The sequence below is a fragment of the Sanguibacter gelidistatuariae genome (assembly GCF_900096585.1).
GTDB classification, from domain to species: domain Bacteria; phylum Actinomycetota; class Actinomycetes; order Actinomycetales; family Cellulomonadaceae; genus Sanguibacter; species Sanguibacter gelidistatuariae.
This window is the reverse complement of record NZ_FMYH01000002.1, coordinates 102,740-128,169: the sequence shown is the minus strand read 5'-3', so window position 1 is coordinate 128,169 and position 25,430 is coordinate 102,740. Positions and strand designations below refer to the sequence as shown.

General features: G+C 71.2%; 23 protein-coding genes and 1 riboswitch. Of the genes, 22 read left to right on the top strand and 1 reads right to left on the bottom strand.

Going from position 1 to position 25,430, the window contains the following annotated elements; all coding sequences use genetic code 11:
- Positions 1-108: 108 nt before the first annotated feature.
- The 17 genes from pyrR to rpe all read left to right on the top strand — a co-directional run bounded on the left by pyrR (position 109) and on the right by rpe (position 19,595).
- Entirely contained in the window at positions 109-738 is a 630-nt protein-coding gene (gene pyrR, locus BLQ50_RS05355; RefSeq protein ID WP_093181897.1) for a bifunctional pyr operon transcriptional regulator/uracil phosphoribosyltransferase PyrR, read from the top strand.
- Positions 735-1,796, top strand: a complete 1,062-nt coding sequence (locus BLQ50_RS05350) for an aspartate carbamoyltransferase catalytic subunit (RefSeq protein WP_093181895.1) — start codon at positions 735-737, stop codon at positions 1,794-1,796. Before pyrR ends, BLQ50_RS05350 begins: the two co-directional genes overlap by 4 nt.
- Positions 1,793-3,148: a dihydroorotase gene (locus BLQ50_RS05345; RefSeq protein WP_093181894.1), complete on the top strand. Its 1,356-nt coding sequence runs from the start codon at positions 1,793-1,795 to the stop codon at positions 3,146-3,148. Before BLQ50_RS05350 ends, BLQ50_RS05345 begins: the two co-directional genes overlap by 4 nt.
- Positions 3,145-3,711 (top strand): PH-like domain-containing protein, encoded by a 567-nt coding sequence (locus tag BLQ50_RS05340; protein ID WP_245700917.1) that lies wholly within the window; start codon positions 3,145-3,147, stop codon positions 3,709-3,711. Before BLQ50_RS05345 ends, BLQ50_RS05340 begins: the two co-directional genes overlap by 4 nt.
- An 8-nt stretch (positions 3,712-3,719) precedes the next feature.
- The gene (gene carA, locus BLQ50_RS05335; protein ID WP_425424081.1) at positions 3,720-4,985 is read left to right on the top strand and encodes a glutamine-hydrolyzing carbamoyl-phosphate synthase small subunit; all 1,266 of its coding nucleotides are present in this window, start codon (positions 3,720-3,722) and stop codon (positions 4,983-4,985) included.
- Positions 4,986-4,988: 3 nt separating this feature from the next.
- Positions 4,989-8,312 (top strand): carbamoyl-phosphate synthase large subunit, encoded by a 3,324-nt coding sequence (gene carB, locus BLQ50_RS05330; protein WP_093181892.1) that lies wholly within the window; start codon positions 4,989-4,991, stop codon positions 8,310-8,312.
- 65 nt (positions 8,313-8,377) lie between these two features.
- Entirely contained in the window at positions 8,378-9,229 is an 852-nt protein-coding gene (gene pyrF / locus BLQ50_RS05325) for an orotidine-5'-phosphate decarboxylase (RefSeq protein ID WP_093182553.1), read from the top strand.
- A 172-nt stretch (positions 9,230-9,401) separates the two neighbouring features.
- Positions 9,402-9,713, top strand: coding sequence for an integration host factor, actinobacterial type (mihF, locus tag BLQ50_RS05320; RefSeq protein WP_093181890.1), 312 nt, complete (start codon positions 9,402-9,404; stop codon positions 9,711-9,713).
- The gene (gene gmk, locus BLQ50_RS05315) at positions 9,713-10,315 is read left to right on the top strand and encodes a guanylate kinase (RefSeq protein WP_425424080.1); all 603 of its coding nucleotides are present in this window, start codon (positions 9,713-9,715) and stop codon (positions 10,313-10,315) included. Before mihF ends, gmk begins: the two co-directional genes overlap by 1 nt.
- Before the next feature lie 55 nt (positions 10,316-10,370).
- Positions 10,371-10,658 (top strand): DNA-directed RNA polymerase subunit omega, encoded by a 288-nt coding sequence (rpoZ, locus tag BLQ50_RS05310; protein WP_093181886.1) that lies wholly within the window; start codon positions 10,371-10,373, stop codon positions 10,656-10,658.
- Between the two features lie 31 nt (positions 10,659-10,689).
- Complete coding sequence (gene coaBC / locus BLQ50_RS05305; RefSeq protein ID WP_093181884.1) at positions 10,690-11,940, top strand: bifunctional phosphopantothenoylcysteine decarboxylase/phosphopantothenate--cysteine ligase CoaBC; 1,251 nt, start codon at positions 10,690-10,692, stop codon at positions 11,938-11,940.
- A gap of 87 nt (positions 11,941-12,027) precedes the next feature.
- On the top strand, positions 12,028-13,221 hold the full coding sequence (gene metK / locus BLQ50_RS05300) for a methionine adenosyltransferase (protein WP_093181882.1): 1,194 nt from the start codon (positions 12,028-12,030) through the stop codon (positions 13,219-13,221).
- An 86-nt stretch (positions 13,222-13,307) separates the two neighbouring features.
- A complete protein-coding gene (locus tag BLQ50_RS05295; protein WP_245700916.1) occupies positions 13,308-15,683 on the top strand; it encodes a primosomal protein N' in 2,376 nt (791 codons plus the stop codon).
- Positions 15,680-16,318 (top strand): HAD family hydrolase, encoded by a 639-nt coding sequence (locus BLQ50_RS05290; RefSeq protein ID WP_093181880.1) that lies wholly within the window; start codon positions 15,680-15,682, stop codon positions 16,316-16,318. Before BLQ50_RS05295 ends, BLQ50_RS05290 begins: the two co-directional genes overlap by 4 nt.
- 10 nt (positions 16,319-16,328) lie before the next feature.
- Positions 16,329-17,282, top strand: coding sequence for a methionyl-tRNA formyltransferase (gene fmt / locus BLQ50_RS05285; protein WP_093181878.1), 954 nt, complete (start codon positions 16,329-16,331; stop codon positions 17,280-17,282).
- Positions 17,283-17,412: 130 nt separating this feature from the next.
- Positions 17,413-18,936, top strand: a complete 1,524-nt coding sequence (locus BLQ50_RS05280; RefSeq protein ID WP_093181876.1) for an RsmB/NOP family class I SAM-dependent RNA methyltransferase — start codon at positions 17,413-17,415, stop codon at positions 18,934-18,936.
- Positions 18,933-19,595, top strand: a complete 663-nt coding sequence (gene rpe / locus BLQ50_RS05275) for a ribulose-phosphate 3-epimerase (protein WP_093181875.1) — start codon at positions 18,933-18,935, stop codon at positions 19,593-19,595. The genes BLQ50_RS05280 and rpe overlap by 4 nt, the downstream gene beginning before the upstream one ends.
- A 73-nt stretch (positions 19,596-19,668) precedes the next feature.
- Here the strand turns inward: rpe and BLQ50_RS05270 are convergent, their stop codons facing one another.
- Positions 19,669-20,223: a GNAT family N-acetyltransferase gene (locus BLQ50_RS05270; protein WP_093181873.1), complete on the bottom strand. Its 555-nt coding sequence runs from the start codon at positions 20,221-20,223 to the stop codon at positions 19,669-19,671.
- A 247-nt stretch (positions 20,224-20,470) separates the two neighbouring features.
- Here BLQ50_RS05270 and BLQ50_RS05265 point away from each other — a divergent pair, with 247 nt between their 5' ends.
- From BLQ50_RS05265 to ribA, 5 genes are all read left to right on the top strand, one after another.
- Positions 20,471-21,106: a DUF6318 family protein gene (locus BLQ50_RS05265; protein WP_139185752.1), complete on the top strand. Its 636-nt coding sequence runs from the start codon at positions 20,471-20,473 to the stop codon at positions 21,104-21,106.
- Positions 21,107-21,213: 107 nt separating this feature from the next.
- Complete coding sequence (locus BLQ50_RS05260; protein WP_139185751.1) at positions 21,214-22,008, top strand: hypothetical protein; 795 nt, start codon at positions 21,214-21,216, stop codon at positions 22,006-22,008.
- Between the two features lie 144 nt (positions 22,009-22,152).
- A riboswitch (FMN riboswitch) is annotated at positions 22,153-22,276 on the top strand.
- 91 nt (positions 22,277-22,367) lie between these two features.
- Positions 22,368-23,447, top strand: coding sequence for a bifunctional diaminohydroxyphosphoribosylaminopyrimidine deaminase/5-amino-6-(5-phosphoribosylamino)uracil reductase RibD (gene ribD, locus BLQ50_RS05255; RefSeq protein ID WP_245700915.1), 1,080 nt, complete (start codon positions 22,368-22,370; stop codon positions 23,445-23,447).
- Between the two features lie 47 nt (positions 23,448-23,494).
- Positions 23,495-24,097, top strand: coding sequence for a riboflavin synthase (locus BLQ50_RS05250; protein WP_093181869.1), 603 nt, complete (start codon positions 23,495-23,497; stop codon positions 24,095-24,097).
- Entirely contained in the window at positions 24,094-25,386 is a 1,293-nt protein-coding gene (gene ribA, locus BLQ50_RS05245; protein ID WP_093181867.1) for a GTP cyclohydrolase II, read from the top strand. Before BLQ50_RS05250 ends, ribA begins: the two co-directional genes overlap by 4 nt.
- Positions 25,387-25,430: the final 44 nt, after the last annotated feature.

Here is a 25,430-nt window from a genome sequence, read left to right as displayed (position 1 = left end):
CGGCCCGTGGACACGCGCCCGGGCAGCCCGGCGTAGGAGGTACGATCGAGGCATCCTGCTTGACATCCTTTAAGAGCCGTCCCGAGAGGCGGAGAAGGAGGTCGCCAGATGACATCTGGCCCTGTGACGCCCTCATCCGGTCCCACGTTTTCCGACGCCAACGCGTCCGTCCCTGATCCGGTCGAGGTCCTCGGCGCGACCGAGATCTCCCGGGCACTGACCCGCATCGCGCACGAGATCCTCGAACGCAACAAGGGCGGAGCCGACCTCGTCCTGCTCGGCATCCCCACCCGCGGTGTGCCGCTCGCCCGCCGCCTCGCCGAGCGCCTCGCCGAGGTCGAGCCCGGGCTGGACGCCGCCGCCCTGGTGGGCACGCTCGACGTGACCATGCACCGCGACGACCTGCACCGCCAGCCCCCGCGCGTGATCGGCAGCACCAACCTGCCCGACGGCGGGATCGACGGCCGCGTCGTCGTGCTCGTCGACGACGTGCTCTTCTCCGGCCGCACCATCCGCGCCGCCCTCGATGCGATCAGCGACATCGGCCGCCCGCGCGCCGTGCAGCTCGCCGCGCTCGTCGACCGCGGTCACCGTGAGCTGCCGATCCGGCCCGACTACGTCGGTAAGAACCTGCCCACCTCGCTCAGCGAGCGGGTCCAGGTCCGCCTCGCCGAGATCGACGGCGACGATGCGGTGGTCATCTCTCAGCCCGGCCCCACCGGGGAGGCCCGCGCGTGAAGCACCTGCTCACGACCGCCGACCTCACCCGCGCCGACGCGATCTCGATCCTCGACACCGCCGCCCAGATGGCCGCGACCCAGTCCCGGGAGATCAAGAAGCTCCCGACGCTGCGCGGACGCACCGTGGTCAACCTCTTCTTCGAGGACTCCACCCGCACCCGCATCTCCTTCGAGACCGCTGCCAAGCGCCTCTCGGCCGACGTCATCAACTTCTCCGCCAAGGGCTCGAGCGTGTCCAAGGGCGAGTCGCTCAAGGACACCGCGCTGACCCTGCAAGCCATGGGGGCCGACGCCGTCGTCATCCGGCACCAGTCCTCCGGCGCCCCGCACACCCTGGCCACGTCCGGCTGGGTGGACTCCGCGGTCATCAACGCCGGCGACGGGATGCACCAGCATCCCACCCAGGCGCTGCTCGACGCGTACACGATCCGCCGCCACCTCAGCGGCGAGCGCCGAGACGCCCGCGACCCCGCTGCTGCGCCGCTGGCCGGCGCCGGCCTCGGGGGAGACCTGACCGGGCTCAAGGTCGCGATCGTCGGCGACGTGCTGCACTCGCGCGTGGCGCGTTCCAACGTTCAGCTCCTGCACACCCTCGGCGCGGACGTGACCCTCGTCGCCCCGCCCACCCTCGTCCCCGTCGGGGTCGAGGCCTGGCCCTGCGCGGTCTCCTACCACCTCGACGAGGTGCTCACCGATGTCCAGCCCGACGCCGTCATGATGCTGCGCGTGCAGCGCGAGCGGATGTCGAGCGCGGGCGGCGGGTTCTTCCCCAGCCCGCTCGAGTACACCCGCAACTACGGCCTGGACCGGCGCCGGCTCGCCCACCTCCCCGACCACACGATCGTCATGCACCCGGGCCCGATGAACCGCGGCCTGGAGATCTCCGCCGAGGCGGCGGACTCGCCCCGCGCGGTCATCGTCGAGCAGGTCGCCAACGGCGTCGCGGTTCGGATGGCCGTCCTCTACCTCCTGCTCGCAGGAGACATGTCGAACCAAGTCCCGGCACAGAACGTCTCGTCACAGAAGGTCTCATCACAGAAGGCAGGCCACCAATGAGCGCGGCACCCAGTCAGGTCAGGTACCTCCTGCGCAACGTCGCCCCTCTTGGCGCCGACCGCGTCGACATGCTCCTCGCCGGCGGTGTCATCGAGGCGTTCGCCCCGGCCGGCACGCTGTGGTCCGACGGCGACGTCGTCGTCATCGAGGCCGCCGCGCTGATTGCCCTGCCCGGCCTCGTCGACCTGCACACCCACCTGCGCGAGCCCGGCCGCGAGGACGCCGAGACCATCTACTCCGGGACCCGCGCCGCGGCCGTGGGCGGCTTCACCGCCGTGCACGCCATGGCGAACACGACCCCGGTCCAGGACACCGCGGGCGTCGTCGAGCAGGTCTGGCGGATCGGGACCGAGGCCGGCTGGGCCGACGTCCACCCGGTCGGCGCCGTGAGCGTCGGCCTGGAGGGCACGCACCTCGCCGAGCTCGGCGCGATGGCCGACTCCGCCGCCCAGGTCCGTGTGTTCTCCGACGACGGCAAGTGCGTCTGGGACCCGATCCTCATGCGTCGCGCCCTCGAATACGTCAAGGCCTTCGACGGCGTCATCGCCCAGCACGCCCAGGAGCCTCGCCTGACCGAGGGCGCGCAGATGAACGAGGGGGTCGTCTCCGCCGAGATCGGCCTCGCCGGCTGGCCGGCCGTCGCGGAAGAGGCGATCATCGCCCGCGACGTGCTGCTCGCCGAGCACGTCGGTTCCCGCCTGCACGTGTGCCACCTGTCCACGGCCGGCTCGGTCGACCTCATCCGCTGGGCCAAGGCCCGCGGCATCTCCGTCACCGCCGAGGTCACCCCGCACCACCTCATCCTCACCGACGAGCTGGCCCGCGGCTACGACCCGCTGTTCAAGGTCAACCCCCCGCTGCGCACCGCGGCCGACGTCGAGGCGGTCCGCGAGGGCCTCGCCGACGGCACGATCGACATCGTCGCGACCGACCATGCCCCGCACACCCGCGAGGACAAGGACTGCGAATGGTCCGCGGCCGCCTTCGGGATGACCGGTCTGGAGACCGCGCTGAGCGTCGTCCAGCAGACCATGGTCGACTCCGGCCGGATGACCTGGGCCGACGTGGCCCGGGTGCTCTCGACCGCCCCGGCTCAGATCGGACGGATCACCGACGGCCCACGCCCGCAGGGCCGGCCGCTCGAGGTCGGTGAACCCGCGAACATCGTGCTGGTCGACCCGGCCGCGGTGCGCGTCGTCGTGCCGGCCGAGCAGGCCACGGCGAGCGGCAACTCGCCCTTCGGCGGCCGCGAGCTGCCCGGACAGGTCGTGGCGACCTTCCTGCGCGGACGGGCCACCGTGCTCGACGGCGTCCCCGTGGACCCCGCTGCGCGCCACGGAGATGCCCGATGAACCTGCCCATGCCGCTCGCCGTCGCGCTCATGCTCGCCGTCGGCGCGCTGATCCTGCTGGCCATGTGGCGCGGCTGGCGAGGCTTGCGGCGCCGCGGCGCGCCCCGGGTGGGCACCCTGGCCACCCTGCCCGACGCCGGCGCGCTCGGCGCGGCGCGCACCGCGCCGATCGAGGGCACGTACGTGTCCAGCACGGGCGCCGGAGACTGGCTCGACCGGGTGGGAGCCGGCGATCTCGGCTTCCGCGCCCGCGCCGTCGTGCAGGTCTACGACGCCGGCGTCCGCATCGCCCGGGCGGGCGCAACCGACCTGTTCGTGCCGGTCGCCGCGCTCGTCGGGGTCCGCCTGACCTCCGGGATGGCCGGCAAGTACGTCGGCGGCAAGGGCATCGTCGTCCTTCGATGGACGACGCCCGCCGCGGACGGCACGCTCACGACCCTGGACACCGGAATCCGCACTGCCCACGCGGCCGACCGATCCACGCTTCTTGATGCGGTCAGCGCCCTCGTGGCCACCGCGAACCCCCTTCCCCCTGACTCGAACAACCCGAAGGAGTCCGAGTGACTACGCAACTGCACGCGCCGCAACTGCACGCGACTAAGACCCCCGGCGAGGTGGTCTCTGACGCCGCGCTGCTCGTCCTCGAGGACGGCCGCACATTCTCTGGGCGCGCCTACGGCGCGACCGGGACCACAACCGCTGAGATCGTGTTCAACACGGGGATGAGCGGATACCAGGAGACCCTGACCGACCCCTCCTACCACCGCCAGATCGTCGTCATGACGGCCCCGCACATCGGCAACACCGGGGTCAACCACGACGACCCCGAGTCGGTCAAGATCTGGGTCGCCGGCTTCGTCGTGCGCGACCCCGCCCGCCGCGCCTCCAACTGGCGCTCCGAGGGCTCCCTCGACGACGAGCTCGTCGGCCAGGGCATCGTCGGGATCTCCGAGATCGACACCCGGGCCCTGACCCGCCACCTGCGCGAGGCCGGCGTCATGCGCGCCGGGATCTTCTCCGGCGAGGCGCTCCTGGCCGGGGGATACCCGCGACCCATCGACTCCTTCGTGGCCGAGGTCCGGGCGACCCCGTCGATGGCCGGGTTGAACCTCGTCGCCGAGGTCAGCACCAAGACCGCCTACGTCGTCGAACCCCTCGGCGCATTCGCCGGGAAGGCCCCGCTCAAGACGGTCGTCGCGGTCGACCTGGGCATCAAGTCGATGACCCCGCAGCGCCTCGCCGAGCGCGGCATGCGGGTCCACGTCATCCCCTCCGCCTCGACGATCGAGGACATCCTCGCCCTGTCCCCGGACGGTGTCTTCTTCTCCAACGGCCCCGGCGACCCCAGCGCTGCCACCCACGAGGTCGCCCTGCTCCGCGAGGTCCTCGACCGCGGGTTGCCGTACTTCGGCATCTGCTTCGGCAACCAGATCCTCGGGCGTGCCCTGGGCTTCGGCACGTACAAGCTCGCCTACGGCCACCGCGGGATCAACCAGCCCGTCATGGACCTGGCCACCCGCAAGGTGGAGATCACCTCCCAGAACCACGGTTTCGCCGTCGACGCCCCGATCGGGGAAGAGGCGCCGGCGCCCTATGGCGAGGGCCGCTACGGCCGCGTGATCGTGTCCCACGTCGGGCTCAACGACAACGTCGTGGAGGGGCTCGAGTGCCTCGACATCCCGGCGTTCTCCGTCCAGTACCACCCCGAGGCAGCAGCCGGCCCGCACGACGCCGCCTACCTCTTCGACCGCTTCCTCGACCTCATGACGTCCGGTGCGCCGTCCGCCGCGGGCCTCTCGGCCGCGACCGCCACCACCACGCCCGCCAAGGAGAACTGACCAGTGCCTCGCAGAACAGACATCAACTCCGTCCTGGTCATCGGCTCCGGGCCGATCGTCATCGGCCAGGCGTGCGAGTTCGACTACTCCGGTACGCAGGCCTGCCGCGTGCTCAAGGAGGAGGGCATCCGTGTCATCCTCCTCAACTCCAACCCGGCCACGATCATGACCGACCCGGAGTTCGCCGACGCCACGTACATCGAGCCGATCACGACGGACGTGCTCACCTCGATCATCGCCAAGGAGCGCCCCGACGCGGTCCTGGCGACCCTGGGCGGGCAGACCGCGCTCAACGCGGCGATCGCCCTCGACGAGGCCGGCGTGCTGGCCAAGTACAACGTCGAGCTCATCGGCGCGAACATCGCGGCGATCCAGAAGGGTGAGGACCGCCTGAAGTTCAAGGACGTCGTCACCAAGTGCGGCGGGGAGTCCGCGCGCTCGGTCATCATCCACGCGATCGACGAGGCCGTCGCGGCCGCCGAGGACCTCGGCTACCCGATGGTCGTGCGCCCCTCCTTCACGATGGGCGGCCTCGGCTCCGGGATCGCCTATGACGAGGTCCAGCTGCGCCGCATCGTCGGGCAGGGCCTGCACTACTCGCCCACGACCGAGGTGCTCCTGGAAGAGTCCATCCTCGGCTGGAAGGAGTACGAGCTCGAGCTCATGCGCGACAAGGCCGACAACGTCGTAGTCATCTGCTCGATCGAGAACGTCGACCCGGTCGGCGTGCACACCGGCGACTCCGTCACCGTGGCGCCCGCGCTCACCCTGACCGACCGCGAGTACCAGAACCTGCGCGACATCGGCATCGCGATCATCCGCGAGGTCGGCGTGGACACCGGTGGCTGCAACATCCAGTACGCCGTGCACCCCGAGACCGGGCGCGTCGTCGTCATCGAGATGAACCCGCGCGTCTCCCGCTCCTCCGCGCTGGCCTCCAAGGCGACCGGCTTCCCGATCGCGAAGATCGCCGCGAAGCTCGCCGTCGGGTACACCCTCGACGAGATCCCCAACGACATCACCGGGTCTACGCCGGCGTCCTTCGAGCCCTCCCTCGACTACGTCGTGGTCAAGGTGCCCCGCTTCGCCTTCGAGAAGTTCCCGGCCGCGGACGACACCCTGACCACGACCATGAAGTCGGTCGGTGAGGCCATGTCGATGGGTCGCAACTTCACCGAGGCCCTCGGCAAGGCGCTGCGCTCGCTCGACAAGTCCGGAGCGACCTTCCACTGGGACGGTGAGGCCCCCTCGGGAGCCGCGCTCGAGGCGCTGCTCGTGACGATCGCCCGACCGACCGAGAGCCGGCTCGTCCAGACGCAGCAGGCGCTGCGCGGCGGGGCGAGCATCGAGCAGGTCTTCGACGCCACGAAGATCGACCCGTGGTACCTCGACCAGATCCAGCTCATCAACGAGGTCGCAGCCGAGGTCGCTGCGGCCGACGCGCTCACCAAGGACGTGCTCACCCGCGCCAAGCGGCACGGCCTCTCCGACGCCCAGATCGCCTCGCTGCGGGGCATCGGCGGCACCCGGGCAGCGGGGGAGTCCACTGTGCGCGAGGTTCGCCGCGCGCTCGGCGTCCGCCCCGTCTTCAAGACGGTCGACACGTGCGCCGCGGAGTTCAAGGCCGAGACGCCGTACTACTACTCCACCTACGACCTGGAGACCGAGGTCCGTCCGCGCGAGCGCGAGGCAGTCCTCATCCTGGGCTCCGGGCCCAACCGCATCGGTCAGGGCATCGAGTTCGACTACTCCTGCGTGCACGCGGCACTCGCGCTCAAGGGCGATTACGAGACCGTCATGATCAACTGCAACCCCGAGACGGTCTCGACCGACTACGACACCGCGGACCGTCTCTACTTCGAGCCGCTGACCTTCGAGGACGTCCTCGAGGTCTACGAGGCCGAGCTTGCCGCCGGTCCCGTCAAGGGCATCATCGTCCAGCTCGGCGGGCAGACCCCGCTCAGCCTCGCGCAGCGCCTGGCCGACGCCGGCCTGCCGATCCTGGGCACCTCGCCCGAGGCGATCGACGCCGCCGAAGACCGTGCCGCCTTCGGCCGGGTGCTCGCCGAGGCGGGCCTGCCGGCCCCGGCCTTCGGCACCGCGACGACCCTCGTCGCGGCCGTCGAGATCGCTGCCGGGATCGGCTACCCGGTCCTGGTGCGCCCGTCCTACGTGCTCGGTGGGCGCGGCATGGAGATCGTCTACTCCGAGGAGCAGCTCACCGGCTACGTCGAGCGCGCCCTCGGCGAGGTCGCACGCTCGGGCGGGCACCTCGCCCCGATCCTCATCGACCGCTTCCTCGACGACGCCATGGAGATCGACGTCGACGCGCTCTACGACGGCGAGGAGATGTTCCTCGGTGGTGTCATGGAGCACATCGAAGAGGCCGGGATCCACTCCGGCGACTCCGCCTGCGTCCTGCCGCCGGTCTCCCTCTCCGAGGCCGAGATCGCCCGGATCCGCCGCTCGACCGAGGCGATCGCCAAGGGCGTGGGCGTCCGCGGGCTGCTCAACGTCCAGTACGCGCTCGTCTCCGACGTGCTCTACGTCCTGGAAGCCAACCCGCGCGCCTCGCGCACGGTGCCCTTCGTCTCCAAGGCGACCGGGGTGTCCCTGGCCAAGGCCGCGGCCCTGGTCATGGTCGGTCACACGATCGCCGACCTACGGGCCAGCGGGGTCCTCCCGCTGACCGGCGACGGCGGCACGCTCGACCTCGACGCGCCCATCGCGGTCAAGGAAGCGGTCCTGCCGTTCAAGCGCTTCCGTACGACCGAGGGCGTGGCCGTAGACACGGTCCTCGGCCCGGAGATGCGCTCGACCGGTGAGGTCATGGGCTTCGACGAGGACTTCCCGACGGCCTTCGCCAAGTCCCAGGCCGCTGCGTTCGGTGGGCTGCCCACGTCCGGCTCGGTCTTCATCTCCGTCGCCGACCGTGACAAGCGCGCGATCGTCTTCCCGGTCAAGCGCCTGACCGAGCTCGGCTTCGAGATCCTCGCCACGGCCGGCACGGCGAACGTGCTGCGCCGCAACGGCATCCCGTCCACGGTCGTGCGCAAGAACTCTGAGGGCCGGGGCCCGGGCGGGGAGCCGACGATCGTCGACCTCATCACGGACGGCAAGGTCGACATGGTCGTCAACACCCCCTCCGGCCAGGGCGCCCGCGCCGACGGCTACGAGATCCGGGCGGCCACGACGGCCGCGGACAAGCCAATCGTGACCACGGTCGCCCAGCTCGCCGCCGCGGTCCAGGGCATCGAGGTCATCCGGGACCGCCCGTTCACGGTGCGCAGCCTGCAGGAGTACGTCAAGGTCGAGGTGCGCCCGTGACGGCGGGTCCCCTCGATCCTGGCGCTGCCCGCCCCGCTCCCTTCGGGGAGCGGCTGGCGGCCGCCATGGTGGCCTTCGGGCCGCTGTGCGCGGGCATCGACCCGCACCCCGGCCTGCTCGCCGCCTGGGGTTTGCCCGACGACGCGTCCGGGCTGCGGTCCTTCGCATTGACCGTTGTCGATGCCCTCGGTGGACAGGTGGCCGCGCTCAAGCCGCAGTCCGCGCTGTTCGAGCGGCACGGTTCGGCCGGCATGGCGGTTCTCGAAGAGGTCATCGCCGCGGCCCGGTCCGCACACACATTGACGATTGTCGATGCCAAGCGCGGGGACATCGGCTCGACGATGACCGGCTACGCGGAGGCGTTCCTGCGGGAGGGGTCCCCGCTCGCCGGTGACGCGCTCACCGTCTCGCCGTACCTGGGCTTCGGCTCCCTGCAGCCCGCGATCGACATCGCGGCTGCGAACGGCCGGGGTCTGTTCGTGCTGTGCCTGACGTCCAACCCGGAGGGCGCGCAGGTCCAGCACGCCCGCACGGCCTCGGGGGAGACCGTGGCCGCGCAGATCGCCCGGCAGGCGGGCGCGGTCAACGCGGCCGAGCTCGCCGACCGCGGTGGGTCTGCTGCCGGCGCGTCTGTGCCGTCGATGGGTTCGGTCGGCCTCGTCGTGGGCGCGACCATCGGTGATGCGGCCCGGACCACCGGCGTCGACCTCTCCGCGGTGAGGGGCCCGCTGCTCGCACCCGGCGTGGGCGCACAGGGCGCAGGCTCGGCCGAGCTCGCGCAGGTGTTCGGGTCTGCCCGGGGGCAGGTGCTCGCCTCGTCGTCGCGCGGGGTGCTCGCCGCCGGGCCGGACGGGCGCGCGCTGCTGGCGGCCGCCCGCCGAGCCGCAGATGACGCCGCGCAGGCCCTCCAGGGCTGACTTGCGCGACCCAGCGACCACCCGTGGATCCGTCCGCGGGTGGTCGCGCTGCTTCGGTTCCGGGTGATTATGCAGGTCGCGGCGTGTGAAGGTCTGTCGTTCACGTTGCCGATAACCCAGAACATGGATAGTTTCGCAGTATGTTCCCGCTCGTCCAAGGAAGGTGACCGGAGTGCCACTACCTGAGCTAACTCCTGAACAACGTGCTGCCGCGCTCGAGAAGGCCGCTAGTGCCCGACGGGCGCGTGCAGAGGTCAAGAACCGCCTGAAGTATTCTTCAGGGGTCCTCTCTGAAGTGATCGAGCAGGGCCGTACCGATGACGTCATCGGAAAACTGAAAGTTGTCTCGCTGCTTGAGTCGTTGCCGGGAGTCGGCAAGGTCAAGGCCCGCGCGATCATGACGGAGGTCGGCATTGCCGAGAGTCGTCGTGTGCGGGGTCTGGGTCCGCACCAGGCAGCGGCCCTCATCGAAAGGTTCGGCTGATCATCTCCGCTTCATCCGCTGGCTCACCGTCCCCCCGCCTGACCGTCCTTGCTGGCCCGACGGCGGTGGGGAAGGGAACCGTCTCCGCTGACATCCGTGCCCGCTACCCCGACGTGTGGTTGTCTGTCTCGGCTACCACCCGTGATCCTCGCCCCGGCGAGGTGGACGGCGTCCACTACCTCTTCGTCGGGCCCACCCGGTTCGCCGAGATGGTCGAGCGCGGAGAGCTCCTGGAGTGGGCCGTGGTGCACGGTCAGAACAGCTACGGCACCCCTCGCGGTCCGGTCGAGGAGAAGCTCGCCGCCGGCGTCGCGACGCTGCTCGAGATCGACCTGCAGGGAGCCCGTCAGGTCCGCGAGTCCATGCCGGACGCACGGTTCGTCTTCCTCGCCCCGCCCAGCTGGACCGAGCTCGAACGGCGCCTCGTCGGACGCGGGACCGAAGGGCCCGAGGAGCGCGAACGACGCCTGGCGACCGCCCGCGTCGAACTGGCCGCAGCACCGGAGTTCGATCACGTGATCATCAACGACGACGTCCGACGCGCCGCGGACGAACTCATGTCCGTGATGGGCGTCCCCGCAACGGCGACCCGCGCTCGGTAGACGCAGTAGACTGGTCTATTGATCCGCAATCCCTCAACACCTTCGGAGTTGACCTGTGTCTGGAACCGTCGCCGCCCCCGTGGGCATCACTGACCCGCCCATCGACGACCTGCTCAACCGCGTGGACTCCAAGTACGCCTTGGTCGTCTTCTCCGCGAAGCGTGCCCGTCAGATCAACGCGTACTACTCCCAGCTCCACGAGGGCCTGCTCGAGTTCGTCGGCCCGCTCGTCGAGACGCGCAACCAGGAGAAGCCGCTGTCGATCGCGATGCGCGAGATCAACGCGGGCCTGCTGACCAGCACCCCGATCGTGGAACCCGTCACCGACGCCGACGCGTCCTGACGCGCTGACGCACCAGGAGAGAGCGGCCGGCATGCGTGTGATCCTCGGCGTGAGCGGAGGCATCGCCGCGTACAAGGCTGTTCTGCTCCTGCGGCTGCTGGCCGAGGCAGGGCACTCGGTGCGGGTGATCCCGACCGAGTCCGCCCTGCGCTTTGTCGGCGCACCCACCTGGGAGGCGCTCTCGGGCAAGCCCGTGACAACCACCGTCTTCGACGACGTGCCGCACGTGCCGCACGTGGCCCTCGGCCAGGAGGCCGACCTCGTGGTCGTCGCCCCGGCCACGGCCGACCTGCTCTCCCGGATGGCCACCGGACGCTCGGACGACCTGCTCACCGCGACCCTGCTCACCGCACGGTGCCCGGTCCTGGTCGCCCCCGCGATGCATACCGAGATGTGGTTGCACCCCGCGGTCGAGGCCAACGTCGCGACCCTGCGGAGCCGCGGCGTGACTGTGCTCGATCCCGCCTCCGGGCGGCTGACCGGCGCGGACACCGGTCCTGGCCGGCTGCCCGAGCCGGAAGACATCTTCGCGGCCGCCATGGCGCTGACCGTGGATGCCGCTGACGGCGGCGCCGGCGACCTCACCAACAGCCTTACCGGCACCCACGTGCTCATCTCGGCCGGTGGCACCCGCGAACCGATCGACCCGGTGCGGTTCATCGGCAACCGCAGCTCGGGGCGTCAGGGCTACGCTCTGGCCGCCGAGGCTCACCGTCGCGGTGCGCTGGTGACCCTCGTCGCCGCCAACGTCGACCTGCCCGATCCGGCCGGGGTCGCGGTCGTGCACGTGGAGACGACCCAGGAGCTGGCCGAGGCCGTCCGCGAGGGGGCAGAGTCTGCCGACCTCATCATCATGGCCGCGGCGATCGCAGACTTCCGTCCAGCCACGGTGACCACCCACAAGGTCAAGAAGACCGGCGACGGCGTGGTCGCGCCGATCGAGCTCGTGGTGAACCCGGACATCCTCGCCGGCCTCGTCGAGGCACGCCCCGATCTGCTCGCTCGACGCGGCGGGTCTCAGGTCATCGTCGGTTTCGCCGCGGAGACCGGCGATGCGACCGGCGACGTGCTGCAGCACGGCCGCGCCAAGGCCGCCCGCAAGGGCGCGGACCTGCTGGTCGTCAACCCGGTGGGCGGAGGCCGGGGCTTCGGCGACGTCGACAACGACGTGACGATCCTCACCGCCGCAGGCGACGTCGTCACGGCGTTCACCGGCAGCAAGGACGCGGTCGCCCGGGCGATCCTCGACGAGGCCGCTCAGATTCTGACGACCCGCTCCTGACGTCCGCGGACCGGTGGCCGCGTCGCCGCTGTCTCAAGGGTTCGACGGGCTGCCGAGGCGATGGGCCCAAGACCGTATCCTTGGCGCATGACTGAAGCCCTCCGCCTGTTCACGTCCGAGTCCGTGACTGAAGGTCACCCGGACAAGGTGTGCGACCAGATCTCTGACGCGATCCTCGACGCTCTCCTCGAGCAGGACCCGGCCTCCCGGGTCGCCGTCGAGACCCTCGTCACGACCGGGCTCGTGCACGTCGCCGGTGAGGTCTCGACCTCCGCCTACGTCGAGATCCCGCAGATCGTGCGCCAGGTGGTCAAGGAGATCGGCTACACGTCGTCGGCCATCGGATTCGACGGTGACTCGTGCGGCGTGTCCGTCTCGATCGGCCAGCAGTCGCCCGACATCGCCCAGGGCGTCGACAAGGCGCTCGAGCAGCGTGACGACACCGGGGACCTCGACCCGCTCGATGCTCAGGGCGCCGGCGACCAGGGCCTGATGTTCGGCTACGCGAGCGACGAGACCGCGACCCTCATGCCGTTGCCCATCTTCGCGGCGCACCGCCTGGCCGAGCGCCTCGCCCAGGTCCGCAAGGACCACTCGCTGCCCGGGCTGCGCCCGGACGGCAAGACGCAGGTCACGATCGCCTACGACGGCGATCTCGCGGTCAAGGTCGACACGATCGTCGTCTCCACCCAGCATGACCCCGACGTCCGTCAGGACGAGCTGGCAGCACTGGTGAGCGAGCTTGTCGTCGCCCCGGTCCTGGCCGGGCTCGACCTGCCCTCCGACGACTACCGCCTCATCGTCAACCCGACCGGGACCTTCGTCGTCGGCGGCCCCAAGGGCGACGCCGGTCTGACCGGACGCAAGATCATCGTCGACACCTACGGCGGCATGGCGCGTCACGGTGGCGGGGCCTTCTCCGGCAAGGACCCGTCCAAGGTGGACCGCTCGGCCGCCTATGCCATGCGGTGGGTGGCCAAGAACGTCGTCGCGGCGGGCCTCGCGCGCCGCTGCGAGGTGCAGGTCGCCTATGCGATCGGCAAGGCGCAACCGGTCGGCCTGTACGTCGAGACCTTCGGGACCGAGACGGTTCCGGCCGCCCGCATCACCGCGGCCATCAAGTCGGTCTTCGACCTGCGTCCCGGCGCGATCGTGGCGGACCTCGACCTGCTGCGCCCTATCTACGCCCAGACGGCCGCATACGGCCACTTCGGCCGCGAGCTGGCGGACTTCACCTGGGAGCGCACGGACCGGATCGCCGAGCTGCAGGCCGCCGTCTGAGGATGTCAGTGGCGCCTGGGATGCTCTAGGGACGGTGGAGGCACGATAGCGAGGCCTCCGGTAACAGCCACGATCGGGGGTGAGCGGTGAACGCGCAGCTGACGGGCGAGCCGCTCGCCCGCGTGGGGCAGCAAGCCGCGGGGCAGGAGACCGCGGGGCAGGAGACTGAAGACGCGCTCTTCGGTCCGCTGCCGGTGTCCGGCCGTGCCGGGACCACCGGTCGGGTCGCGGGGCGCGGAGCCGGTCGCGCAGCCGTGACTGAGACGGGCCTGCCGCTGGCGGCCGTCCAGCCGATCGCCCGGGTGTGCGTGGACGTCTCGCCCGCGCACCTCGACCGCCTCTTCGACTACACCGTGCCGGAGTCCATGTCCGACGCCGCCCAGCCGGGTGTGCGGGTCAAGGTCCGGTTCGGAGCGCAGGACGTGGACGGGTACCTCATCGAGCGCGCCGGCCGCAGCGAGCACACCGGTCGTCTCGTCGCGCTGCGCCGGGTCGTCTCGCCTGAGCCGGTCCTCTCCGCAGAGGTCACAGACCTCGCCCGGCTCGTTGCCGACTATTACGCGGGGTCCCTGACGGACGTGCTGCGGCTGGCCGTGCCACCGCGGCTGGCCAAGGTCGAGGGGGAGGCCTGGGGAGTGGCGCCGGATGCGGCGTCAGCGCCTTACCCAACGCCCTACCCGGCGCCCTACCCGGCGCCCAGCCCGACGGCCGGCCCGAGCGAGTGGGTGCCATTCCGTGCCGGAGAGGCCTTCCTGTCCCGGCTCGCGGCCGGGGACTCCCCGCGCGCCGTGTGGACGGCTCTGCCCGGTGTCGGCGCGATCGCCGGCTGGCCGCTCGCCTTGGCCGAGGCGGTCCGCGCGGTGACCCTGAGCGGCCGCGGGGCCGTCGTGGTCCTGCCCGACACCCGCGACGTCGACCGGCTCGCGCTCGCCCTGCTCCAGGTCGGCGTCGCCGAGTGGGCACCGGCTGAGACGCCGGCCGAGACTGCATTGCCGCAGGCCACCTTCGTCCGGCTCACCGCGGACCTCGGGCCCACACCCCGCTACCGCAGCTTCCTCGCCGCCCGGCGCGGCGCGGCGACCGTGGTGATCGGCACCCGCGCGGCGGCCTTCGCACCGGTCCACAACCTCGGCCTGGTCGTCTGCTGGGACGACATCGACGGCATGCACCAGGAGCGCCGGGCGCCGTACCCGCACGTCCGCGAGGTGCTTGCGCTGCGCTCGGAGCAGACATCCTGCGCCATGCTCATCGGCTCTCTGAGCCGCTCGATCCACGCCCAGGCCCTGGTGACCAGCGGGTGGGCCAGGGAGCTCGTGGCCGACCGTGAGACGGTCCGCAGCCGCACACCGCGCGTCGCGGCACTGACCTCGGTCGACCTGGCCCGGGAGGGTCCGGCCGCGGCCGCCCGGCTGCCCGGGGCTGTCTGGCAGGCCATCATGAAGGGGCTCAAGACCGGTCCGGTGCTCGTCCAAGTTCCCCGCGCCGGGTACATCCCGGTCGTGGCGTGCGTGCGGTGCCGGACGGCGGCGCACTGCGCAACCTGCCACGGACCGCTCGCGCTGACCAGCGCGCACGCCGTCCCGCAGTGCTCGTGGTGCGGCGCGCTGGCCGGTGGCTGGTCCTGCTCGGAGTGCTTCGCCACGGGCCTGCGCTCGGTGCGGGTGGGCAGCGACCGAACGGCCGAGGAGCTGGGCAAGGCGTTCCCCGGGACCACTGTGCGGATCTCGGGGGCCCGGTCGGCCGCGGGAGTCCTCACCGAGATCCCGGACCGCCCGGCGCTCGTCGTCGCCACGCCAGGGGCCGAACCGGTCGCCCCGAGCGGATACTCCGTGGGTGTGCTGCTCGACGCGGCGTCGTCGACGAGCCACATCGGTCTCTACACCGATCAGGAGGCCCTGCACCGCTGGATCACCGCCGGTGCGCTCGTGCGGTCCGCGGCCGACGACGGACGGTTGCTACTCGTCGGCGACGCTGCTCCGACCCCGACGAACGCGCTCGTGCGCTGGGACCCTGCGGGCCTTGCCGGGCGTGAGCTCGACGAACGCGTCGAGCTGAGCATGCCCCCGGCCGTGCGCATCGCGTCGGTCACGGGGGACCGCCTCGCCGTGGCGATGTTCCTCGACCGTGTCGAGCTGCCCGAGGGCGGGTCCGTGCTCGGGCCGGTCGACGTGCCAGAACCTTCGACGGGGGCGGGCGCGCCGGAGCCCGGACGCGGTCGAGCCTCCCGCCGGAGCGAGGCGCTGCTTGCCGGCAGCCCGGCGCGGAACGGGACCTCGGCCGCCGTCGGACCCGCCGGACGCACGGGCGGTGCCCTCGAGGTCCCGGTGCGCGCGATCATCCGGGTGCCGGTGGCCCGGGGGCGCGAGCTCGCCCGCTCACTAGCCAGCGCGCTCGCCAGCGCGAGCGCCAAACGCGAAGCCGGCCTGATCTCGGTCGTGCTCGACCCGAAGGAGATGCTGTGACCGCTCAGACCACCATCGAAGCGATCCTCTACGACCTGGGCAACGTGCTCATCGGCTGGGACCCTTACGCGGCCTTCGACGGTCTGAGCCGCGACGAGGTCGACGCGTTCTTCGCCGAGAGCAGCTTCCTCGCCCACAACCACGCTCAGGACGCCGGCCGGTCGTGGGCGGAGCTGCGTGATCTCCTCGCGAGCGCGGACCCGCGCCACGGCGAGCTCGTGGACCTGTACGTGGAGAACTTCTCCCGCACGCTCACCGGCCCGGTCCCGGGTTCGGCAGCCCTCGTCGACGAGCTCGACCGCGCCGGGCTCGCGCTCTATGGGCTGACCAACTGGTCGGCCGAGCTGTTCCACCATGCCGAGCCGTCCGCGCCCGCCATCGGGCGGCTGCGCGGGATCGTCGTCTCGGGGGAGGTTGGTCTGGCCAAGCCTGACCCGGCGATCTTCGACCTCACCACGACGAGGTTCGGCCTCGAGCCGGGTCGCACGGTCTTCGTCGACGACTCCTTGCCCAACGTCGAGGCCGCAGCCGAGCGCGGCTACGTGGCTGTGCACTTCACCACGACCGAGGACTTCCGGGTCCAGCTCCGCGAGCTGGGAGTCCAGGTGTGTGGGTCGCCCCCCGCGCGCTCTTAGACTGGGGTCCATGCGTCTGCTCTTTGCCGGGACCCCGGCCGTAGCTGTTCCTGCCCTGGAGGCCCTGCTGGCCTCCCGCCACGAGGTCGTGGCGGTCTTGACCCGCGCGGACGCACGGGCGGGTCGCGGGCGCCACCTCGCACCGAGCCCGGTGCGCGAACGGGCGGAGGCAGCCGGGATCGAGGTCATCACCGACCGTCCGCGCAGCGAGGGCTTCGTGGAGCGACTCACGGCACTCGACATCGACTGCGCGCCCGTCGTCGCCTACGGCGAGATCCTCCCGGCCGACGTGCTGGCCGTACCCGCCCTCGGCTGGGTCAACCTGCACTTCTCGGTCCTGCCCGCCTGGCGCGGTGCCGCGCCGGTTCAGCGCGCGATCATCGCGGGCGACGAGGTGACCGGCGCAACGACGTTCCTGATCGAGGAGGGCCTGGACACCGGACCGATCTTGGGCACCGCGACCGAGACCATCCGCCGCCGTGACACCGCGGGCGACCTGCTCGGCCGGCTCGCGTCGTCGGGCGCGGGGCTCCTCGTGGCCACGCTCGACGCCCTCGAGGACGGCGCGCTCAACCCGGTCATCCAGCCCGCAGACGGCGTCAGCCTCGCCGCGAAGCTCGCGCCCGAGGACGCCCGGATCGAGTGGACGCGCCCCGCGCACACCGTCGACCGGCTGATCCGCGGCTGCACACCCGCGCCCGGTGCGTGGACCGTGCTCCCCGATGGGTCGAGGCTCGGCATCGGACCCGTGACCGTCGTCGACGACGAGCAGACCCCGGCCGGGTCGCTCGCCCCGGGCCAGGTCGAGGTGACCAAGAAGTCGGTCCGCGTCGGCACGGCGTCAGCCGCGGTCGAGCTTGGCGAGGTCGTTCCCGCCGGCAAGAAGCCGATGGCAGCGAGCGACTGGGCCCGCGGTGCGCGGCTGGACGCCGGGACGTACCTGGGCGAGCAGGGCCGCGCGTGAGCGGGCGTGCACGCCGCCCCGCAGCGCCGGCGAGAGCCATCACGACGATCACCATGAACGGTGCCACGAGCTGCGCGGCATCCCATCAACGCGAGGTGCCCCGCCCGCGGACGCCACGAACGGAGCACCAGTGAACGACGACGCAGCACGCAGCACCCAGCCCGAACGCCGCAATGCCCAGGGTCGCGAGCGCAGCGCCGCGCGCACCCGGGGCGACGGCAACCGTGGCTCGCTCGCACCGGGGGAACGGCGCAAGGGCACCGACGACTCCCGCACGATCGCCTTCGACGTGCTGCGTCAGGTCGCGGACTCCGATGCCTACGCGAACCTCGTGCTCCCCCCGATGCTCCGCTCACGCGGGCTCTCGGGCCGTGATGCGGCCTTCGCGACCGAGCTCACCTACGGGACGTTGCGCATGCGCGGGCGATACGACGCCGTGATCGCCCTGTGTGTGGACCGCCCGCTCGACAAGATCGACGCGCCCGTCCTGGACGTGCTGCGCCTGGGAGCCCACCAGCTCCTGGGGATGCGGGTCCCCTCGCACGCCGCCGTTTCCGAGACTGTGGGCCTGGCCCGGTCCCGGGTGGGGGCCGGTAGCGCCCAGTTTGTCAACGCGGTGCTGCGCAAGATCTCCCGGACGGAGCTTGAGGAGTGGCTCGAGCTCATCGAGGCCCAGGAGAGCGACGAGATCGCGAAGATGTCCGTCGTGGACAGCCATCCGCAGTGGATCACCCGGGCCATGCGTGACGCCCTCGTGGCCTCGGGGCGTCCGGTCGACGAGCTGGTGTCGTTGCTCGAGGCGGACAATGCCTCCCCGCGGGTGACGCTCGTGGCCCGGCCCGGCCTGATCTCTGTTGCCGAGCTTGGCGCGCAGGTCGAGTCCCACCCCGGCCGGCTCGCGCCGACCGCGCTGATCCTGGAGGGCTCGGACCCGGGCGCGATCGCGGCCGTCCGCGACGGCCAGGCCGGTGTCCAGGACGAGGGCAGCCAGCTTGTCACGCTGGCCTTCGCCCAGGCGCCTCTTGAGGGGACCGACGCGCGCTGGCTCGACATGTGCGCAGGCCCCGGGGGCAAGGCGGCACTGCTCGCCTCGATCGCCGGGACCCGGGGTGCGCGGATCGTCGCCAACGAGATCCAGCCGCACCGCGCCGACCTCGTCGAGCGTTCCCTCGCGGCGGTCCCGGCCCACTCGGTCGAGAAGGTTCAGGTGTGGGACGGGCGGGACATCGGCACCCAGGAGCCCGGGTCCTACGACCGCGTCCTGGTCGACGCTCCGTGCACCGGGCTGGGCGCGCTGCGCCGCCGGCCAGAGTCGAGGTGGCGACGCACGCCGTCGGACGTGAAGGTCCTGGCGACCCTGCAACGCGAGCTGCTCACCTCGGCGCTGCTAGCTGTGCGCGAGGGCGGCGTCGTGGCGTACGTGACGTGCTCCCCACACCTGGCTGAGACCCGTACGGTCGTCTCTGACGTGCTGGGCACGCTGCCGGAGGGGTCCGTCGAGATGCTTGACGCGCGGTCCCTCGTCACTGAGATCGCGGGCACGGACGTGCCGCTCGCCGAGCGCCTGGACGTCCAGCTCTGGCCGCACCTGCACGGGACCGACGCGATGCACCTGACGCTGCTGCGCCGTGTGGGATCTACGGTGGTGGCATGAGCGCCCTCATCGCACCGAGCATCCTGTCTGCCGACTTCACCAACCTCGAGCGTGACCTGCACGCGATCGCCGGTGCGGACTACGCGCACGTCGACGTCATGGACAACCACTTCGTGCCGAACCTGACGATCGGCCTGCCGGTCGTCGAGCGGATCGTCCAGGTGTCCCCGATCCCGATCGATGTGCATCTCATGATCGCCGACCCGGACCGGTGGGCCCCCGGCTTCGCCGAGGCGGGCGCGCAGTCGGTGACCTTCCACGCCGAGGCCGCCGCCGCGCCGGTGCGCCTGGCCCGAGAGCTGCGCCGGCTCGGGGCCCGCGCTGGGCTCGCGCTCAAGCCGGCGACCCCGGTCGAGTCCTTCGTCGACCTGCTCTCCGAGATCGACATGCTGCTCATCATGACGGTCGAGCCCGGCTTCGGCGGGCAGTCCTTCATCGAGGGCACCCTGCCCAAGATCCGCCGCGCCCGCGCGGCGATCAGCGCGGGCGACCTGGACGTGTGGATCCAGGTCGACGGCGGCGTCTCGCGCGCCACGATCGAGCGCGCGGCCGACGCCGGTGCGAACGTCTTCGTGGCAGGCTCGGCCGTGTACGGGGCCGACGACATCCCGGCGGAGATCGACGTGCTGCGCGCGTTGGCCTCAGGTCACCGGCACTGAGCGAGCGCGGAGGGCCGGGTCGCTGGGGTGCCGCAAAGTCGGCGGGCCGCAGCCGATCGCTGACCGGGCAGGGCTAGACGCTGATCTCGAAGATCGTCTCGAGCCCGTCCTCGTCGTCCCATTGTTCCCCGGTCTCGACGAGGCTGTGCTGCTCGACGAGGTTCCGCGAGGCGTGGTTGTCGGGGCTGACGGTGGCCCGCAGAACCTGGACCCCGGGCTCCGCACGAGCGACGTCGAGCAGGATCAGCAGCGCCGCGCGGGCGTAGCCCTGGCGCCGGAACATCGGGTCGATCTCGTACCCGACCTCGACCATCCCGGTCGGGTCCGGTGCGCCGTGGAACCCGGCGCGGCCGACCACAGCCCCCGAGGCTGTCACGACGACCCGGGTCACCCAGTCCGCCTCGGCGGAGTCGTCAGCGATCTGCCTGCTCCGCCGTGCCCAGACCGACCGGCACCCGTCGCTGGTCAGGAATCCCGTCAGGGCGAGGTCGGTGGCCGCGCGCGCCGCGCGCAGATATCCCCGGGCTAGGGCCTCGACGGAGGCGGTCGGCAGGCGGACGAGGCGGACGGAGCGGGCTAGGGGATGGTCGCTGGTCCAGGTGGGCGAGGTGTGCAGCGACTGGGTCATCGAGACATTGTGTCCCGCGGTCGCCTGTCCGGCCAGGGGTTTTTCGCGGGGACCGGGCCGCCGCGGCCCGTATGGGCCCGGTGCTTCGCCGAAGCGGGCGTGGGCTTCCAAGCACCGGCGCTGGCGCTGGCCACGGTGTGTCCGATGGCCCGGGTGCGGCGTGCCGCGCGTTCCGACATCGGAGCGGTTGTCCACAGGCCCGGCTAAAACATGCCGAAGCGCCCGGGCCGGACGTAGTGTCTGGTGCATGACTTTTGTGAGGGCAGGGCTCGCCGGCTGGGTGATCGGGACGCTCTGCGGTGTCTTGACGCTGGGCGCCTGTGGGGAAGGGTCGTCTGCCCAGCCGACGACGCCGGGGGCCGTGGCTACGTCGACTACGCCGGCTCCCGCGCCGAGTGCCGACCCGACGCCAGTTGTGACGGATAAGGCGGGGGAGCCCCTCGTACCGCCGGAGCGGCCCGCGGCGATGGACAACGACGACGAGGCGGGCGCGCAGGCCGCGGCGGAGTACTTCATGGAGGTCTCCGGGTATGCCGTGAGGAGTCAAGACCTCGCGGAGTTCACGAAGCTCTGTGATCCCGAGAGCATCTACTGTTCGGCCGTGATTGAGGAAGTCCAGGCCGACATCGCGGCGGGAAACGTCACGGTCGGTGGGGCGAAGATTTTTACGACGATTGCAGTGGATCCCCCAGATGAGCATCCCTTTTATATTGTGTGGGGAACTCTGGCAAGGACTCCTTTCACCGTATTTGACGCATCAGGCTCGATCGTCGACAAGTTGGATGGTGACGACGCCTTGGACTTCGCAGTCGCAGTCCAGCGTCAGTCTGATGGCCAGTGGGTCGTCAGAGGGGCTGAAGCCGGGGTGGTGCAGCCCTCATGAAGCGTCGAGTCCTTGTCATTTCCGCGACTGTCATGTTCATGCTCGTCGGCGTGGGGGTGGGAGATCTCTCGATCGCAGCACCGACACCATCGTGTGACGATGCCCAAGTGCGCTCCGACGCAGCCCAGGCACAGGGAGACTTCTTGAACCTCCAGGCGTCCTCAGCTCTGTCTAGCAAGGGCTGCGGCCGTCCAACCAAAGGCACGATCCCGTCCTCGCCCCCGTCCACCCTCATCACGAGCACCGAGGCATGTGAGGCGACCGGGGCCGTCGGCGTCGTCAACATCGCGGTCGCCTGCCTTGGCCAGGCGGCCCTCGACCTGGAGAACTGCGACCCGAACCTCGGCTTCGAGGTCAGCCCCACCACCATCCAGACCCTTCAGCCCGATGGCACCTACTCCGCCGCCGATCTCAACACGGTCCTGGTCTGCAACCGCGCCCCAGGTGCCGCTCCCGTCGTCGTCACGCAGGCGGACTTCCGGGCATTGCAGCTGACGCCCTCACCCATCGTCGTCGGCCCCGCTCAGGGGTGGGTCCCGGTCAACATGATCACCATCGTCTACACCGACGCCCAGCCCCAGGTCATCACCACGACACTGCTCGGCCAGCCGGTCACGGTTCGTGCCACACCCCGAGACTTCGTCTGGGACTGGGCCGACGGGTCCACACCGACAGCGACGACCGACGCTGGGGCGCCGTGGCCGGATCACACTGTCGCGTACGCCTACGCCAGGACCGGCGACTACACCGTCACCATGACGACCACCTGGACCGGGGAGTACTCCCTCGACGGCGGCGTGACCTACACACCCATCACCGGCACGGCTAGCACCGTGAGCACTGCACCACCGCTCACGGTCAAGGAGCTCCGCTCCCACCTGGTCGAAGACCCGATCAGCTGACGTGCCTCGGCGCGAAGTCCTGGGGATCGACTGGTTGCGGGCTGGCGCCCTGCTCTCGGCGAATGGCGACGCGCCTGTGCCCTGGCTCACAGCCAGTGACGATGACACCGTTCCCGCCACCGTGCCATAGTGGAGACGTAAGTTCACGTGCTCTGGGGTCGGTGAAAATCCGAGCCGGCGGTTATAGTCCGCGACCCGCACCTCGGTGCGGTTGACCTGGTGGAACTCCAGGACCGACGGTTAAAGTCCGGATGGGAAGAGTCTCGTGGCGACGGTCTCCTCGACCGTCGTGGTCGTGGTGCGCCTTCTGGCGACCCTTGACCAACCCCGGAGCGCTCGGCGTATCCGGAAGGTTGGCGATGGAGTACCTCACCCTCGACGCGGCGATGCTGCGAGCGCTCGAGCTGGCCGCGCGTGGCCCTGCCTATGGGCCCAACCCCCAGGTCGGCTGCGTCATCCTGGCCCCCGCTACCTCGCCGGACCCCACAGCGCCCCGACTGATCCTCGCGCAAGGCTGGCACCGCGGCGCGGGTACGCCCCACGCGGAGGCCGACGCGCTCGCCTACGCCGCCACGGCAGGGATCGACGTCACCGGGGCGACGGCCGTGGTCACCCTCGAACCGTGCAACCACACCGGCCGGACCGGTCCGTGCGCCCGCGCCCTCGCTGACGGGGGCGTGACGGACGTGGTGGTCAGTGTGAGCGATCCCACCGCGATTGCCGGTGGCGGTGCTGACTACCTGCGGTCGCGGGGAGTGTCTGTGACGAGCGGTCTGCGCCAGGACCGGGGCGAGGCGCTGCTGCGGGTCTGGCTGACGGCCGTGCGACGCGGCACCCCCTACGTCACGCTCAAGACGGCAACCACCCTGGACGGCTACGTGGCCGCCGTAGACGGGTCGAGCCGGTGGATCACCGGGGCGCCGGCGCGCGAGCACGCCCACACCGTCCGGCGCCGGGTCGACGCGATCATGGTCGGCACCGGGACGGTCCTGACCGACGACCCCACCCTCACCGCCCGCGACGCCTCAGGCGAGCCGCATGCCCACCAGCCGCTGCGCGTCGTCGTCGGAAGACGGGCGGTGCCGCCCGGTGCCAAGGTGCGGAGCGGCGCTGAGTATCTGCACCTGCGCACCCACGACGTCGCAGAGGTGCTCTCTGAGCTGGCCGCCCGCGACATCCGCCACGTCCTGCTCGAGGGCGGACCGGGGCTCGCGACAGCGTTCCTCGCGGCACACGCCGTCGACGAGGTCCACGCCTACCTCGCCCCGATGATCCTGGGCGAGGGCCGCCGCGTGGTCGGCAGCCTCGGCGCGACGACCCTGTCCGACGCCCCGCGTCTGGACACAGTCTCGGTCGAGCGGCTCGGCGACGACATGCTGCTCGTCGCGCGGACCCGACCCGTCACGGCAGGGACGCCAGATCCGAGCGTCCTGACATGACCACGTCCCCCATCCCCGTAACCCGTCCGCGTCCTGAGGAGAATCAGATGTTCACCGGAATCGTCGAAGAGATCGGCACGGTCACCACGATCGCGCGTCCAGGAGGGGAGAACGGTGATGTTGTCCTGACCGTCAGTGGTCCGCTCGTGACCTCCGACGCCACGCTGGGTGACTCGATCTCGGTCAGTGGCGTGTGCCTGACCGTCACGTCCCTGCCCGGCGGCGCATTCACCGCCGACGTCATGCCCGAGTCGCTCGCCCGGACCACCCTCGGGGCGCTGGCGCCCGGGTCTCGGGTCAACCTGGAGCGTGCCGTCCGTGCGGACACTCGCCTGGGTGGGCACATCGTCCAGGGTCATGTCGACGGCGCGGCGGTGCTCCGGTCACGGGCCCCCGGCCCGCGCTGGGACGACCTCGTCTTCGACGCACCGCCCGAGATCACCCGGTACGTCGCGGAGAAGGGCTCGATCGCAGTGAGCGGGGTGTCCCTGACGGTCACCTCGGTCACCGACACGTCCTTCGGCGTCTCCCTCATCCCGACGACGCTCGAGGCGACCGTCCTGGGGGACCTGCTTCCCGGGGACCGCGTCAACATCGAGGTCGACGTGATCGCCAAATACGTCGAGCGCCTGCTGGGAGCGCGGTCATGACCGCCGCCGGCGGGCCCAGCAGGCTTGCCTCGATCGAGGTCGCCCTCGACGAGCTGCGCGCGGGACGCCCGGTCCTGGTCGCGGACTCCCCGGACAGGGAGAACGAGGCTGACGTGATCTTCGCGGCGTCGAACGTCTCGAGCGAGTGGGTGGCGTGGACGATCCGCCATTCCTCGGGGTACCTGTGCGCGCCGATGCCCGCGGCGCGGGCCGACGCGCTCGCCCTGCCGCTCATGGTCCCGCACAGCCAGGACCCCCGGCGCACGGCTTACACCGTGACCGTCGACGCCGCGACAGGCGTCACGACGGGCATCTCCGCCCTGGACCGGACCCGCACGCTAGGCGTGCTCGCCGACCCGGCATCGGGCCCGGTCGACCTCATCCGGCCCGGTCACGTGCTGCCGCTGCGGGCGGTCGCCGGGGGAGTGCTGCACCGGGCCGGGCACACCGAGGCCGCGGTGGATCTCGTGCGGCTGGCCGGCCTGGGCGAGGTTGCCGGGATCGCCGAGCTGGTCAACGACGACGGCACGATGATGCGGATGGACGACTCTGCGCGCCTGGCCGAACGGGAGGGGCTAGTCCTCATCACGATCGCGGACCTCATCGCGTGGCGCCTGGTCAACGACCCCGCAGTGGTGAGCCACGACGTCGTGCCTGAGGCCGTGCGGGTGAAGGCGGCCGCCGTCGCGGACCTGCCGACCGAGCACGGCCTGTTCAGGATCCACGGCTTCCGGGACGTGCGCACCGGGGCCGAGCACGTGGCGCTCGTGCCTGCCGCGCCCACCGCGCCGTCGGCCGTCCCGATCGTCCGGGTGCACTCGGAGTGCCTGACCGGGGACGCCTTCGGGTCCCTGCGCTGCGACTGCGGGCCGCAGCTATCGACATCGCTCAAGGTCGTCGCAGTCGAGGGCGGGGCCGTCGTCTACCTGCGCGGGCACGAGGGCCGGGGGATCGGCCTGCTCGCCAAGATCGCCGCCTACCAGCTGCAGGACGCCGGGCGGGACACGGTCGAGGCAAACCTCGAGCTCGGCTGGCCGGCCGACCGCCGCGAATACGGCGCGGCCGCGGCGATCCTGGCCGAGCTCGGGCTGGAACGCATCCGGCTGCTGACGAACAACCCGGCGAAGGCCGTCGGGCTCACCGCCCACGGGATCACGGTGACCGAGACCGTCGGTATCGAGGTTGGGCACACGCCGGAGAACGAGCACTACCTCAGGACCAAGAAGATGTCGATGGGCCACCTGCTGCACACCATCACGGCGGATCCACCGACCCCGCTCGTTCCCTAGCCTCAGCACGACCGACCAGCACGACCGACCAAGGAGGAACCGCC